Origin of the sequence: Actinopolymorpha cephalotaxi (assembly GCF_013408535.1) — a bacterium.
Classification (GTDB): domain Bacteria; phylum Actinomycetota; class Actinomycetes; order Propionibacteriales; family Actinopolymorphaceae; genus Actinopolymorpha; species Actinopolymorpha cephalotaxi.
In genome coordinates, this window is sequence record NZ_JACBZA010000001.1 from 976,546 (window position 1) to 990,257 (window position 13,712).

General features: G+C 71.6%; 16 protein-coding genes. 9 read left to right on the plus strand and 7 right to left on the minus strand.

All coding sequences use genetic code 11. From position 1 onward, the window contains the following. Window positions 1-16: 16 nt before the first annotated feature. The 4 genes from add (at window position 17) to FHR37_RS32910 (ending at window position 4,089) form a co-directional block, all read left to right on the plus strand. On the plus strand, window positions 17-1,039 hold the full coding sequence (gene add, locus FHR37_RS04435; protein ID WP_139239134.1) for an adenosine deaminase: 1,023 nt from the start codon (window positions 17-19) through the stop codon (window positions 1,037-1,039). Further along, window positions 1,036-1,773, plus strand: a complete 738-nt coding sequence (locus FHR37_RS04440) for an HAD family hydrolase (RefSeq protein WP_092887568.1) — start codon at window positions 1,036-1,038, stop codon at window positions 1,771-1,773. Before add ends, FHR37_RS04440 begins: the two co-directional genes overlap by 4 nt. Before the next feature lie 21 nt (window positions 1,774-1,794). Continuing rightward, window positions 1,795-2,277, plus strand: coding sequence for an NUDIX domain-containing protein (locus FHR37_RS04445; protein ID WP_202818318.1), 483 nt, complete (start codon window positions 1,795-1,797; stop codon window positions 2,275-2,277). Window positions 2,278-2,388: 111 nt separating this feature from the next. Then, window positions 2,389-4,089, plus strand: coding sequence for a tetratricopeptide repeat protein (locus FHR37_RS32910; protein WP_092887571.1), 1,701 nt, complete (start codon window positions 2,389-2,391; stop codon window positions 4,087-4,089). Here the strand turns inward: FHR37_RS32910 and FHR37_RS32915 are convergent. The 3 genes from FHR37_RS32915 to tsaA form a co-directional block, all read right to left on the minus strand. After that, the gene (locus tag FHR37_RS32915) at window positions 4,058-5,539 is read right to left on the minus strand and encodes an alpha/beta hydrolase (protein WP_092887574.1); all 1,482 of its coding nucleotides are present in this window, start codon (window positions 5,537-5,539) and stop codon (window positions 4,058-4,060) included. The genes FHR37_RS32910 and FHR37_RS32915 overlap by 32 nt on opposite strands. A 355-nt stretch (window positions 5,540-5,894) precedes the next feature. Continuing rightward, the gene (locus FHR37_RS04460; protein WP_092887577.1) at window positions 5,895-6,884 is read right to left on the minus strand and encodes an SDR family oxidoreductase; all 990 of its coding nucleotides are present in this window, start codon (window positions 6,882-6,884) and stop codon (window positions 5,895-5,897) included. Between the two features lie 165 nt (window positions 6,885-7,049). After that, a complete protein-coding gene (gene tsaA / locus FHR37_RS04465) occupies window positions 7,050-7,484 on the minus strand; it encodes a tRNA (N6-threonylcarbamoyladenosine(37)-N6)-methyltransferase TrmO (protein ID WP_092887580.1) in 435 nt (144 codons plus the stop codon). Window positions 7,485-7,600: 116 nt separating this feature from the next. Here tsaA and FHR37_RS04470 point away from each other — a divergent pair, with 116 nt between their 5' ends. Further along, window positions 7,601-8,728 carry a bifunctional nuclease domain-containing protein gene (locus tag FHR37_RS04470; protein WP_092887583.1) on the plus strand — a complete coding sequence of 376 codons (1,128 nt, stop codon included), beginning with the start codon at window positions 7,601-7,603 and terminating at the stop codon, window positions 8,726-8,728. Here the strand turns inward: FHR37_RS04470 and FHR37_RS04475 are convergent. Continuing rightward, window positions 8,668-9,621, minus strand: a complete 954-nt coding sequence (locus FHR37_RS04475; RefSeq protein ID WP_092887586.1) for a haloalkane dehalogenase — start codon at window positions 9,619-9,621, stop codon at window positions 8,668-8,670. The two genes, FHR37_RS04470 and FHR37_RS04475, sit on opposite strands and share 61 nt — an antisense overlap. An 88-nt stretch (window positions 9,622-9,709) precedes the next feature. On the opposite strand from FHR37_RS04475, the gene FHR37_RS04480 reads away from it, so the two are divergent. Then, a complete protein-coding gene (locus tag FHR37_RS04480; RefSeq protein WP_092887589.1) occupies window positions 9,710-10,216 on the plus strand; it encodes a MarR family winged helix-turn-helix transcriptional regulator in 507 nt (168 codons plus the stop codon). A gap of 39 nt (window positions 10,217-10,255) precedes the next feature. On the opposite strand, the gene FHR37_RS04485 is transcribed toward FHR37_RS04480, so the two are convergent. Next, complete coding sequence (locus FHR37_RS04485; protein ID WP_092887592.1) at window positions 10,256-11,101, minus strand: class I SAM-dependent methyltransferase; 846 nt, start codon at window positions 11,099-11,101, stop codon at window positions 10,256-10,258. A 135-nt stretch (window positions 11,102-11,236) separates the two neighbouring features. Here FHR37_RS04485 and FHR37_RS04490 point away from each other — a divergent pair, with 135 nt between their 5' ends. After that, a complete protein-coding gene (locus tag FHR37_RS04490; protein WP_175542741.1) occupies window positions 11,237-11,407 on the plus strand; it encodes a hypothetical protein in 171 nt (56 codons plus the stop codon). Between the two features lie 40 nt (window positions 11,408-11,447). Next, on the plus strand, window positions 11,448-12,056 hold the full coding sequence (locus FHR37_RS04495) for a GNAT family N-acetyltransferase (protein WP_092887595.1): 609 nt from the start codon (window positions 11,448-11,450) through the stop codon (window positions 12,054-12,056). Here the strand turns inward: FHR37_RS04495 and FHR37_RS04500 are convergent. Next, window positions 11,978-12,604 carry an ArsR/SmtB family transcription factor gene (locus FHR37_RS04500; RefSeq protein WP_092887598.1) on the minus strand — a complete coding sequence of 209 codons (627 nt, stop codon included), beginning with the start codon at window positions 12,602-12,604 and terminating at the stop codon, window positions 11,978-11,980. The genes FHR37_RS04495 and FHR37_RS04500 overlap by 79 nt on opposite strands. 70 nt (window positions 12,605-12,674) lie before the next feature. Between FHR37_RS04500 and FHR37_RS04505 the strand changes: the two genes are divergently transcribed. Further along, window positions 12,675-13,250 carry a dienelactone hydrolase family protein gene (locus FHR37_RS04505; RefSeq protein WP_092887601.1) on the plus strand — a complete coding sequence of 192 codons (576 nt, stop codon included), beginning with the start codon at window positions 12,675-12,677 and terminating at the stop codon, window positions 13,248-13,250. On the opposite strand, the gene FHR37_RS33415 is transcribed toward FHR37_RS04505, so the two are convergent. After that, entirely contained in the window at window positions 13,243-13,710 is a 468-nt protein-coding gene (locus FHR37_RS33415; protein ID WP_092887604.1) for an HIT family protein, read from the minus strand. The genes FHR37_RS04505 and FHR37_RS33415 overlap by 8 nt on opposite strands. Between the last annotated feature and the right edge of the window lie 2 nt (window positions 13,711-13,712).

A 13,712-nucleotide genomic window follows, 5' to 3' on the forward strand; every position in this document is an offset into this window, starting at 1 on the left:
GGAGGTGGTGCCGACCATGACCGAGCTGGACGACCTGGGCGAGCTGCGCGCCCTGCCCAAGATCGAGTTGCACAGTCACCTCGACTGCGGCCTGAGCTACGACGCCGTACGCCGGATCGATCCCCGCATCTCGCGCGAGCACTACGACCGGCAATTCGTCGCGCCGTCGGTGTGCGACTCCCTCGGCGACTACCTCACCCACACGTTCAACTACCGCGCCGTGCTGCAGTCCGAGCGCGCGTTGCGGATCGCGGTGGAGGACGCGTTCGCCCAGCTCGCCGCCGACGGCGCGGCGTACGCCGAACTCCGGTTCGCGCCGATGATCCACGTCGAGGACGGCCTGTCCGCCGACGAGGTGGTCGAGGCCGTCGGCGACGAGACCGTACGCCAGATCGAGGCGACCGGGGTCGACGCCGCCCTGATCCTGTGCACGTTGCGCGACTACGACGCGGAGCAGAGCCTGCGGACGGCGCGTCTGGCGGTGCGCCACGCCCGGATCGGCCCGGTGGCGGCGTTCGACATCGCCGGAGACGAGGCACGCCACCCGCTCGACACCCACCTGCCGGCGTTCGGGCTGGTCGCCGACGCGGGGCTCGGCGTCACCGTGCACGCGGGTGAGGGCGGCGGTCCGGACAGCGTGACGGAGGCGCTGGACAAGACCACCACCCGGCGCATCGGTCACGGCGTCCGCTCCGTCGAGGACGCCGACCTGGTGGCCCGGCTGGCGGCCGAGAGCATCCACCTGGAGGTGTGCCCGAGCTGCAACGTCCAGACCGCGGCGGTCGCGAGCTACGCCGCACACCCGGTCGACACCCTGCGGGCGGCAGGAGTGCCGGTGAGCGTCAGCACCGACACCAGGGCCGTCACCGACATCGACCTGACCAGGGAGTACGCCAAGCTGGGCGAGGCGTTCGGCTGGACGCGCGCCGACTTCGGCGAGGTCAACCGCGCGGCGCTGGCCGCGAGCTTCGCCGATCCTTCCGTACGCCGGCGACTGGCCGGCGTTCTCGACGACGCCTACCCGAAGGTTCCGGCATGACCTCACCGACGACCCCGCCCGCCGCCACCACCACGTCCCTGCAGGTGCAGCCCGGCCAGGTGCTGATCTTCGACGCCGACGACACGTTGTGGGAGATGAACGTGCTGTTCGAGCGGGTCATCGAGGACTACGTCGACTGGCTGGAACACCCCACCCTCGACCGGGCCGAGATCCGGCGCATCCTCGACGACATCGAGGCCGCCAACGCCACCGCGCACGGGTACGGCAGCAAGGTGTTCCTGCGCAGCCTCGGCGAGTGCCTGGAACACCTGCGCGCCCGACCCGCGACCGCCCGCGAGCGGGCCGAGATCGACGAGCTCGCGGTGGCGCTGATCGAGCACCGGGTCGAGCTGCTGCCCGGCGTCGCGCAGACCCTGGAATCCCTGGGCAGCCGGCACCAGTTGCGGCTGCTCACCAAGGGCGACCTCGACGAGCAGCAACGCAAGATCGACGTGTCCAACCTCGCGCACCACTTCGCCGGCATCCACATCGTCGCGGAGAAGCGGGTGGACACCTACGTTGAGCTCGCCGCCAGCCACGCGCTGGAGCCCGCCCGCACCTGGATGGTCGGCAACTCGCCGAAGTCCGACATCAACCCGGCGCGGCAGGCCGGGATGAACGCGGTCTTCATCCCCAACCCGCACACCTGGGTGCTCGAACACGACGAGGTGGACCCCGCCGACGACGGCGTACTCCGGCTGGACGCGTTCACCGATCTGGTCACCCACTTCTGAGCCCGTACTGACTTCTGAGCCGTGCAACCCGAGATCCACGTGGAGGTGGCGATGTCCGGCCGGCGTGACCGCGCACTCACCGAACCCGTCGTGTCGTGCGTCTTCGTCTGCCACGACGGCCACGGCCGGGTGCTGCTGGCCCGGCGGAGCGCGGGCGCCCGGGACGAGCCCGGCTCGTGGGACTGCGGCGCCGGTGCGCTCGAGCATGGTGAGACGTTCGAGGCGGCGGTGGCGCGCGAGGTGCGGGAGGAGTACGCCACGGCCGCGCGGACCGTGACGACTCTCGGCGTACGCAACGTCCTGCGCGGCGAGCCGGTCTCGCACTGGGTGGCGGTCGTGTTCGCGGTCGCGGTCGAACCGGACACGGTCTCGATCGGGGAGCCGCACAAGTTCGACGCCCTGGGATGGTTCCCGCTGGACGCGCTGCCCAGCCCTCGGCATTCCCAGCTGGACGACACCCTGGAGATGTTCGGTACGTGGCTGGCTGCGGAACCAACGGGGTGACCAAGCGCCGAAGCGGTGAGATGATCTCGGGACACGTCCCATGCTCGACCGGCTCGGTGAGCTCGCCCCTGGCCTTGGCGGCTCGTCCCCTCATGACTGGTAGGGAGCCCCGTGATCGTTCTCCGCGCTCGCATCGCCTCCGCCCGGGTGGCGGCCAAGGTGGTGCCCGTGTGGGGTCCGGTGTGGCTCGCCGCGGTGTGGGTGCGGGCCGCCCAGCAGCTCGCGTTCCACTATCGGCGCGAGGAGGCGGCCGCGGCCGCGCGTTCGGGCGTGCACTGCTGGCGTGCGCTGGACTCCCGCCGCCCCGGCCGGCACGGCCCCGGGCTGGCGCGGGCCCTGGGGGTGCTCGCCGAGCGCCTGGCCGATCTCGGCTCGGCCGGTGAGGCGCTCGCGCTGGCAGAGGAGGCCGTCGCGCTCGCCGAACGCCAGGAGAGCGTGGACGTCGTGACGCTGGCCGCCACCAGGTCCGCCCTCTCGGTCGTGCACGCGCAGGCCGAGCGGCCCGACGAGGCGCTGGCCGCGGTCGAACGCGCGGTCAACCTGCTGCTCCCGCTGGACGTCGCGCCGAGCCGGACCGCGGTGGCGGTGCTGGCCGCGGGGCTGAGCCGGCTGGGCGGCCTGCTGGGCACCGCCGGGCGGCACGAGGAGGCGCTGGTGGCCTACGCCGAGGCGGTCGTGCGGTACCAACGGCTGTTCCGGCGGGGATGCTGGCGTTACACCGTCCCCTACCTCGGCGCCCAGGGTGAGCTGGCCCGTCAGCTGGGTGCCCTCGGGCGCTACGCCGAGGCCCTGGAACAGAGTGCCCGGCCGCTGGCGTACTTCCAGCTGATGGCCGGTGCCTACCCCGCGGAGTACCGCTGCGTCCAGGCCTCGCTGCTCACCGAGGTGGCGCGGTGGCGCGGCGCCCTCGGCCAGCACGCGGAGGCGCTGGACGGCGCCGACCTCGCGGTGTCGCTGTTCCGGCACGAGCTCGACGTCCAGCCGGAGCGGGCCGGCGCGGGTCTGGCGTACGCCCTGCGGTGCCTCGCCGTCCAGTTGCGCGCCCAGGGCCGGCCCGACGACGCGATCGTCGCACTGGAGGAGGCGGTCGCTCTCCGCCGGAGACTGGCGACGGGTTCGCCCGCCCAGCTGTGGCCGCTGGCGGCGCTGCTGATGGAGTTCGCCGACCTGATGTGGGCGATGGGACGGCGGGTGCCCGCGATCCGGCTCACCGCCGAACGCGTTGCGGTCGACCGCCGGCTCCTCGCCGCGAACGTCGCCGGCACCGACGCCTCCGGTGCGGACGCCGAGCACCTGCTCGCGCGCGACCTCTACCTGCTCGGGGCCCGCTGCCGGACGACCGGCCAGCCCGAGGAGGCCGCCCAGGTGATCGAGGAGACCATCGCGCTGCTGCGGTCCCGGGCGGCGCGGTTCGCCGGCGACCAGGCGATGCCGGCGGACGCCGTACTCTCAGAGGAGTCCCGGCGCGCCGACGACGGCGGCGCCCTGCCCGACGACGGGCGGCGCGATGACGTACGACCCGACAACGCGCTGATCGACGACGCGCTGATCGACGCCGTCCTCGACGACGACATGCTGGACAACCCGCTGACCGAGGACGAGCTGACCCATGCCGGGCCGGTGCACCTGAGCGAGCGGGCGTGGCTGGACGACCAGGCGCTGCTCGCCGACGCGCTGGAGGAGATGGCCCACCTCTACGACGCCCGCGGCTACCTCGTGGAGGCGTTCGTGGCGATCGACGAGTCGGTGGCGATCCGGGAGCGGCTGGCGTTCCCGCCGGTCAGGAACTCATCGGCACCCGGCGAGGCCTGAGGTTCTTCTGCAGGAAGCCGACCACCTGGTCCTCCCAGGCCGCGATCCGGGTCGCGTACGCCTGTAGGTGCGGGGTGTCGGGCAGCTTCCACAAGGTGACCGTGCCCGGGGCGGTCCGCCGGTACAGCTGGCCCACCCGGATCTCGCCGCGTTCGGCGACCAGCAGGAGCTTGTGCGGGTGCATGGCCCGGATGTCGTGCCGCAGGCTCCGCGGCGGAAGTGAGCGCCGCAGTACGGCGGCCGTGGCGTACTCGACGTTCTCGGTGACCCGTTGCAGCCAGCCGGTCGGCGTGCCCGGGATCCGCAGGGTGTCGCCGGGGGAGCGCCGCCCGACGCCCTCCGCGACGACCGCGCGGATCCGGCCGTCGTGCACCGACGCCGCCATCGCCGCCTCGCCGCCCCGGCCCAGGCCGATCACCCCGATCTTGGACCGCCGTACGCCGTAGTGGTGGGCGAGGAACTTCACCCCGGCGTAGATGTCGCGCTCGCACTTCCAGCCGAGGTCCATCGCGTCGCCCTCGCTGGCACCGGTGCCACGCGGGTCGTACAGCAGGACGCCGTACCCGTGGTCGGCCAGCAGCGCCGCCTGCGGCAGGACGTTGGAGCGGGTCATGCCGGCGTCGGGGGCGAGGACGACCGCGGCTCCGTTGCGGGACGGGATGTACCACCCGCGCAGGAGCACGCCGTCGGAGGTGTGCAGCTCCACGTCGTCGTACACGAAGCCCTTGTCGCCCGGGTCGAGCTTGTCCAGCGGCGCCGGCGGCGGGTTCACCGCGGCCACCCCGGACACGACCGGTGGCAGCAGCACCGCCGCCGCGACCGCCGACGCGAGCAGGACGGGAAGCCGCAGCCAACGGCGCACCGTTCTGCCGTACGCCAGGACGGCCGCCAGCAGCAGCGGCAACCCCACCACGACCAGGACCACCCCGAACATCGACCGCAACGACAGGCCGTCGGCGCTCGCGTGCGGCAGTCCGATGCCGAAGCCGGCGGCCACGTCCACCAGCCCGACCACGGCGGCCAGCTTCGCCCGCCTGCGCGGAGCGGCGCCACGCTGGGCGCGCAGGACCAGCAGCGCGACGGCCACGATCACCAGCAGCCGCACCACCCGGCCGAGGAACGTGCCGCCCGGCGCGAGCACGATCACCAGCCCGACGGTGGACACCTTCGTCGCCTGCGGGAGGAACCGCAGCGGGGGTTTCGGTTTCCGCCAGACGGGGCGGTGCCCGACCAGCCGCCCCAGCCGCCGAAGCACTCGCCGGTGAACGGGCGTGCGCTTCGGGCGCTTGGGGTGCGGGCCGTTGTCGCCGTTGTGGCCGCGCTTGCGGAACCTGCCGGGCTTGCGGAACTTGCCATGTATGCCGGGCTCGCCGGCCTTGCGCCGTTTCCAGCGCCCTCGGCGCGACGGGCGTTCGGGGAGCTCGGGGCGCTCTGGAGCGATGACCGCCACGTCCGGCCTCCTTGCGGCGCGCTGCCGGGTAGGAGGCACCCACCGACGGGGCGTCGCACGGACCGTGTGGGGCTTGGTTCGAGCCCGAGCCCGCCTCGGTCGGTCGTGACCGGACCGTCCCCCTCGCGGTGGTCGCGTACCTGTTCGCCGGTGGGTGCCACACCCACGATGCGGCTCTGGGTGCGAGGACACCCAGGGGACAAAGGACGGCGGGCGGGCCGGTCCGTCCCGAGCGGACCGGGACGAGGGTCACGCGGACAGATCTCACCCGGGTCGGATGTGGCACCGACCCGGGTGAGCGTGCTGCGTGCTGGGCTGCGTGCTGGTCCTGGCGCGCCGGCTGGTCCGCGGGCCCTTACTGGCCGGCGGCGGCGATCAGCTTGTCGAACGTCGCGTTGAGGTCGTCGTCGACCTTCTGGCGTTCGGGGTGGGCGTCGTACCACTCGACGATCTCGCGGGCGCCCGCCGAGAACGGGATCGTCGCCACGTAGTCGGGCACCAGCGCCCTGACCTTGCTGTTGTCGAAGATCACCGAGTGCGCCTTGTCGCCGAGCAGCGCGCCCTCCAGCGAGGGTTCGGCGGCGACGATCGTGTCGGAGGCGACGTGCACCAGCTTCGCCTCGACGCCCAGGGCGGTGCCCAGGGCGGTGTAGATCTGGTTCCAGGTCAGCGACTCGTCGGAGGTGATGTGGAAGCTGTCGCCGACGGCGGCCGGCTTGCCCAGCAGGCCGACGAACGCCTTCGCGAAGTCGACGTGGTGGGTCAGCGCCCACAGCGAGGTGCCGTCGCCGTGCACCACGACCGGCAGGCCGCGGCGCATCCGGTCCAGGTCGGTCCAGTTGCCGGTGGTCGGGATGGCGGTCCGGTCGTAGGTGTGGGACGGGCGCACGATCGTGGCCGGGAAGCCGTTGTCGCGGTACGCCTCGACCAGGAGGTTCTCGCAGGCGATCTTGTTGCGGGAGTACTCCCAGCGCGGGTTGCGCAGCGGCGTCGACTCCACGATCGGCAACCGGGCCGGGGGAGTCTGGTACGCCGAGGCGGAGCTGATGAAGACGTACTGCCCGGTGCGGCCGGCGAACAGGTCGACGTCGGCCTGCACGTGGTCGGGGGTGAACGCCACGAAGTCGACCACCACGTCGAACTCGCGGTCACCGAGTGCCGCCCGTGCCGACTCGGGGTCGCGGATGTCGCCCTGGACCACCTCGGCGCCGTCGGGCACGGGGCGGATCGAGGTCGAGCCGCGGTTGAGGATGGTGAGGTCGACACCGGACTCGACGGCGCGGGCCCCGCACGCCGAACTGATGATGCCGGTACCGCCGATGAACAAGACCTTGAGCGACGTCATACGGTCGGAGACTCCTCTGCTTCGCTCTGCTCGCGGGACCCGGACCGCCGGGAATGGCGTACGGGTCTGGCCCTGCCATCCTTCCACCGGCCGACCGGACTCGCGCCGGCCGCTTCCGGTGCTGGTCGCCCGCGCCTGCCCCTGTGTGAGTCGGGCCTCGGGGGGTCAGCGTTCGGTGCCGGGGTCGAGCACCGGCTTCACGTCCAGGACCGGGGTGCCGTCCAGCGCCTCCAGGCCGGCGACCCGGATCCGGGTGCCGTCCACCGCGAGGACGCGCACCCGGTGCAGGCCGATCGGGTTCGGGCGGTCGGGCGAGCGGGTGCTGAAGACGCCGGTGAGCGGCCTGCTCTCGTCGCCACGGGGGTGGACGGCGAGGACGTCCCGGTCGGCGAGGTGCAGCCAGGTGAGTACGAGAACGTCGGCGCCGGGCCGAAGGTCGCGCAGGCCGTCCTCGACCTCCGGGGCGAAGACGATGGTCGCCTCGGGTGCGCCCTCGTCGCCCTGCCTGGGCGCGGACGCCGGGTCCCGCAACGGGGACTCGACCCGGCCGATCTGGCGTACGGCGAACTGGCCGGACCGCTCGTTCGTCTCCTGCTCCATCTGGTTGCCCTCCTGTGCTCGCCGCCTGCCGCATGCGTCTCGCCGTATCGTGCCCGATTCCGGTCACCCGTCGCGCGCGGAGCCAACCTCCGTGACCCCCCACCGCACTATGGGGCATGTCCCGGTCCGGTGCGGCGGTCGAAGGTCCCGACGAGGATGCCGGAGACGACGTGGCGGACACGTCGGATGACGTGCTGGTCGTACGTGCGCGGGCGGGTGACAAGGCGGCGTTCGCCACGCTCGTCCTCCGCCACCGCGACCAGGCGCGCCGACTGGCCGAACGAGTGCTGAACGATCGCGACCTCGCTCGGGACGCGAGCCAGGAGGCGATCGTCGTCGCGCTGGTCAGCCTCGAGCGGCTCGCGAACCCGCGCAGCTTCGGGCCGTGGCTGTGCGGCATCGCGTTGAACGTCGCCCGCCGCTGGCTGCGGGAGTCGGGTCGGTTCGGGCAGTTGCCGGAGACGGACCTGCCGGACCGCGGCCCCGGGCCTGAGGACCTCGCCGAGACATCCGTACTCGCGCATCGAGTGCGTCGTGCGATCGGCGACCTCGCGCCAGGGCAACGCGATGCGGTGTTTCACTACTACCTGCAGGGACTGAGCCACCGCGAGGTCGCGGCCGAACTCGGTATCAGTCCCGGTGCTGTCAAGGCTCGCTTGCACCAGGCGCGGGCCGCGCTCGCGCCCCGGCTGTCTCCCTTCGTACAGGAGGATTCCATGTCACCCACTTCACCGCCCGAAACGCCGACGGAGCCTCGTTGGGTGGACGTCAGCGTCGCCGGGATCCGGCGGCCCGGCGGCGAGGACGCCGCCTTCAAGGTGCACGTCGTGCTTTTGCGGGAGAACGGTGGCCGGAGGGAACTCCCGATCGGCGTACTCGCCAACGCCGCGGTCGCGTTGACGATGATCGTGGAGAGCGTGGAGATGCCGCGCCCGATGACGCACCAGTTCACCGCGAACCTGCTCGGCGCGGCCGGCGCGCGGGTCACGGAGGTGCGGATCAACGAACTCGCCGGTGGGAGCTTCTACGCGTCCGTCCTGCTGGACGGTCCGGCCGGGCAAGGCGAGGTTGACGCCCGGCCGAGCGACGCGCTGTGTCTTGCCTGCATCACGGGTGCGCCGATCCGCGTGGACGAGCGCATTCTCGCCGACCGGGCCGCGACCGGTGCCGGTGAGTGGCGCGACTACCCGACCACCGAGTCCGACCTGGCCGAGGAGATCCGCCGTGCCTCCGGGGCCAGGTAGCTGTCTGGGCTGCTGTGGTCGGCCGGCACCGGTCGTATGAGCAGGTGCCGCTCCGCCCAGGCGGTGATGGCTCCGGCGATCGCCTCTGGCTGGTCCTCGGCCGCGTGGTGCCCGGCCGGGCCGCAGTGCAGGGTCTCCAGCGCGGTGATGTGGGCCCGGCACCACGCGGCCATCTCCTCCCCGATCAGCAAGGTCGGGGAGGAGTCGAAGGTGAGCAGGAGCTTGGGGACGTCGTGGCTGCCGGCCAGCCACCTGTCGTACTGCTCGACCCGCTCGGCCACGTCCGCCGGCTGACCGTCGAGTGGGAGCGACCGAGCCCATTCGAGGATGGGTCGGCGACTCTCGCGGGTGGGGTAGGGGGCCAGGTAGGACGCGAGGTCACGCTCGTCGACCGGGTGCAGGACGCCACCGGTGAAGGCGGACTCCACGAAGAAGGTCCCGTCGAGCACGAGTTCCTCTCCCTCGGGTCCGCGCATGGCCTGCGCGCGTGCGCGGGGCTGTTCACCGAGCTCGCTCCAGGACATGGGCCGAACGATGGTCTCGAAGAAGGCCACGCCACGCACCCGGTCCGGGTGCCGGGCTGCCCAGTCGAAGGCGAGTGCCCCACCCCAGTCGTGGCCGACCAGGACCACCCGGTCCAGCCCCAGCGCGTCGAACCAGGCGTCCAGGTAGCGGGCGTGGTCGGCGAAGCGGTACGGCACGTCGGGTTTGCCGGAGCGGCCCATTCCGATCAGGTCCGCAGCGATGAGACGGGCAGGGAGGTCGACGGCGGGCAGCACCTTGCGCCACAGGCGCGAGGAGGCGGGGTTGCCGTGCAGGAACACGACTGGCGTGCCGTCGCCGGGCAGCTCCTGGTGGTAGATGGTCGAGTCCAGCACGTTGGTGATCGGCATGACACCTCAACTCGTTCGTCACACTAACGGCTTTGTGAGGTCGACGCTAAACCGTTAGTCGTACTAACACAAGAGGTATGCTGGCCGCATGAACGACAAAGCGCCCGGTGACCCGTCCGGGGCGGCCGGTCCGGGAGGCCGGGCGGTGGGTGCGGAGCGGCTACGCGAGCTGCCCACCCGGCTGCTGTCCCTGGCCGCTGTCCATTCCGACCGCCGCGTCAACGAGGAGTTGGCACGCGTAGATGCACGCAAGTGGCATTACGCGGTGCTCGCGACGCTGGAGGAGTTCGGGCCCGCGAGCCAGGCCGAGCTGAGCGCCCGTACGGGCATCTATCGCAGCGACATGGTCGGGGTCCTCAACGAACTGGCCGGCCGTGGCCTGGTCGAACGCGCACCGGATCCTGCCGACCGCAGGCGGAACGTCGTCACGCCGACCAGGTCGGGCCGACGCCATCTGCTCAGGCTGGACAGCCTGCTCGCCGCTGTGGAGGACGAGGTGCTGGCGCCGCTGACCTCGGCGCAACGCGCACAGCTGACCCGCCTGCTGGCGAAGCTCGTGGACCATCACGGCCGGCAGGGTGACCGATCGATGTAGGCGGTCCGCGTCATCGTACCGGGGTGACAGGCCGTGCCCTCAGAGGTGGAGGCGTCCCCAGGTGACCTGGCCCTCGACTGACAGGTCGAGCCGGTCGCCGACGCGCCGGACATCTCCTGCCGCCACGAGATCGTCGAGCAGGTCGCGGACCGCCCGGTCGAACTCCGCCACGGTCGCCTCTCCCATGTGGGTGCGGGATCCACCTGCCTGCGAATGCCGGGCCTCGATGAACTCCTCCACCGTCGGATGCCACGCCTCGGGCCCACACACCCGCTCACCCAGCTTGGTGAAATGGCCGTGGCGTTCCAGCTCACCGGGCACGTCACGCCGCCGGTACTCGCGTACGGGAGAAAGGCGGGAGAAGATCTCGCCCAGCTGTGAGCTCATCGCGGGCGGTCCGTCCCACGAGCGCTCGACCACGGCGAGCACGGCGTTCGGTGCCGCCGCCAGGGCGAACCGCGGTAGCGCGATGTCCCAGTCCATCCAGTGCAGGCTTTGGCCCGCGGTGATCAGGGCGTACGGCGGATCGAGTTCGGCGTCCTCCGCGGTGCCCTGCCGCCAGCGCAGGTTGGGGTTGTCGCCTCCGGGGAGCTCCCGGCCGCGCGCCAGCATCGCCGCCGAGCGGTCCACGGCGTCGACCCGATCGGCGAGGGGAGCGATCCTTCGTGCGAGCTCGCCGGTCCCGCAGCCGATGTCGAGCACGGTTCGGTGGGGCGCGTCACCGGCGAGGTCGGCGAGCAGCCGAATCAGTTCTTCGGGGTAGGGCGGGCGACGGTCGTAGACCTCGACGATCAGTTCGTCCTGGAACCAGCCGCCGTAGTCGGTGTCGGTGTCGGTGTGGCCGGGAGCTTCGGATGGGTCGTCGGGCAGTGACTTCGTGGACATGACTCTTTCTAGCAAGGTTCGCCGAAGGAGTCCCGAGGGTCGGCGCCCTGTCGTAGCGTGACCGCCATGCCCACATGGACGATCAGCCCCGAGTCGGTGGACGGGCCCTGGGTGGACGACGCGATCCGGGACTAGGTGGCCCGGAAGCTCGGCGCCACCCGGATGGTCCTGGAGACCAACAAGCAACTGTCCGAGGCGCGCTCGTTGTACGAGGCACACGGTTACCGGGAAACCCAGTCCTACAAGGCCTCCCACGACGGCGCCGACCACTGGTACGCCAGGACACTCGAGGCCGACCCCGGCTGAACGCGCTCGATGTCCAGGCTCTCGTCCTACGCTCTCGGGCATGGCGTTGCGGGACGGAGAGGTTGGCTTCCGGGTGGCCGACAGCCGGGTGGCGGCGGCGGTGACCCTCGTGTACGAGCGGGCGACGGCGCGCCGGCTCGGTGCGGTCGAGCCCGTCGTGGCCGACCGGCGGCTGGTGGAGGTGCTCCGTGCCCGCCTGGACGCGCCGCGCACGGTGGTGGTCGTCGGGGAACGCGGCGCCGAGACGGTGGCCTGCTGTTTCGGGAGTCCGGCGCGGTCGGCCGACAACGTTCCGTCCGAGGTCGAGGCGCACGTCAGTCTGGTCGCGGTGGCGCCGCCGTACTGGGGACTGGGCTACGGCCGGGCAGTGCTGGACTTCGCGGAGCGAGCGCTCGCGGCCGCCGGCTACCGGAGTGCGCAGCTGCACGTGCAGGCTGCCAACGGCAGAGCGCGAGGGTTGTACGAACGCTGCGGCTGGACGCTGCTCGGCCCGGGGGGACCGCACAAGGACGGCCCGCAGGTCGTGTACGGCAAGCACCTCGGCGACGGCGACATCCCGGCGGACGTCGCTCAGCCCGAGTCCTCCGCGGAGTCCGACGCCGAGTCCTCCTCGGAGTCCTCCCCGGGCGCGGGCGGCAGGGTCGGGTAGTCGGGCATCGGGTAGAGCCCGACCGCGAACCCGTAGACCGTGTCGCCGGAGCGGGGCAGTTGGTCGAACTCGTGGATCACCTGGTCGACGCGGCGCCAGAACTCCTTCGCGCGCTTCTCCGGGATCCGCGCGTGCCGGATGAACGCCCTCATCCGGCCGTCCTCGTACGCCGCCGCCGACTCCTTCGCCGCGACCTCGAAGTCGTTGAAGTCGTGCGGGAGCTTGTCCCCGGCGCCGGACTGCCGGCCGAGTCCGACATAGAACATCCGCGCCGTGCGGCCGTAGTAGCGCTCCTCGATCGCCCTGACCCGCCGGGTGCGTACGACGCGCAGCAGGCCTGCCCGGGTGAGGAGGTTGACGTGGTGGGCGACCGTGCTCTTCGGGCGTTTCACCGCATCGGCCAGCTCGGTGACGGTGGCGGCCCGCTCGTGCAGCAGTCCGAGGAGGGTCGTACGCAACGGGTCGCTGATCGCCCGCACCTGCTCGGCGGTGGTGAGCTCGAGCCGGTCGTCGAGGTCGTAGTCCGGGGCAGGGGTATTGCTCGCCATGGTCCGAACAGACTAGCATCGTCGATCGTTCGACAAATTTGGATCATTCGCACCGAAAGTGAGTCGCGTCATGGCCGAGGTCGTGCTGTTCCACCACGTGCAGGGGCTGACCCAGGGAGTGCAGGACTTCGCGGCGGAGCTGCGCGGCGCCAGCCACACCGTTCACGTGCCGGACCTCTACGAGGGGCACACGTTCGGGACCTTGGAGGAGGGCCTGGCCTACGCGAAGAAGACCGGGTTCGGGATCGTCGGTGAGCGCGGGATCGCCGCGGCCGAGGCGCTCGGCGACGCCCTCGTCTACGCGGGCTTCTCGATGGGCGTGATGCCGGCGCAACAGCTGGCCCAGACCCGTGCCGGCGCGAAGGGCGCGCTGTTCTTCCACTCCTGCCTGCCGGTGGAGGAGTTCGGCGCCTGGCCCGCGGGCGTTCCCGTGCAGGTGCACGGGATGGAGGGCGACCCGATGTTCGCCGACGAGGGTGACCTCGACGCTGCGCGGGAGCTGGTCGGCTCGGTCGAGGAGGCCGAGTTGTTCCTGTACCCGGGCAAGGAGCACCTGTTCGCCGACTCCTCGCTGCGGTCGTACGACCAGGCCGCCACCGAGCTGCTGACCCGTCGCGTGCTCGACTTCCTCGACCGGATCAACTGAGCCCGGCTCGAGGGCGCGGTCGAGGAGCAGGATTGCCAAGAGCGGTGGCGAGTATGGTCGCCTGCCGGGTCAGTTCGTCAACGTGTACTGGGGTTTCTGCTCTTCTCGGATAGCCGTCTCCGGGTCGGCGAGGGATCACGTGGAAGTGCAGATGGGGCACGGACTGGCCTGGCTTGCCGTTGTTCTGAAGGACCGTCGTGCCGGTCGCGCCGAAGGCCTGTTGGACCGCGACCGACGTACGACGGGCCATTCTCAGCATCGGCCCGCACAGGTCTTCGGGAAGTGCGGGCAAATCCTCGACGTGCCAGGAGGGTACGACGAGCGCGTAGCCGGGACCGGTCGGCTGATACCGGCCCACGAACACGCTGAAGCTCTCGTCGCAGAAGGCCCGCGGGGCCTCGGTGGTCCGCCCTCGCACCTCGTCGCAGAAGTGACAGCCGGGCACGTCGATCTCTGACATGC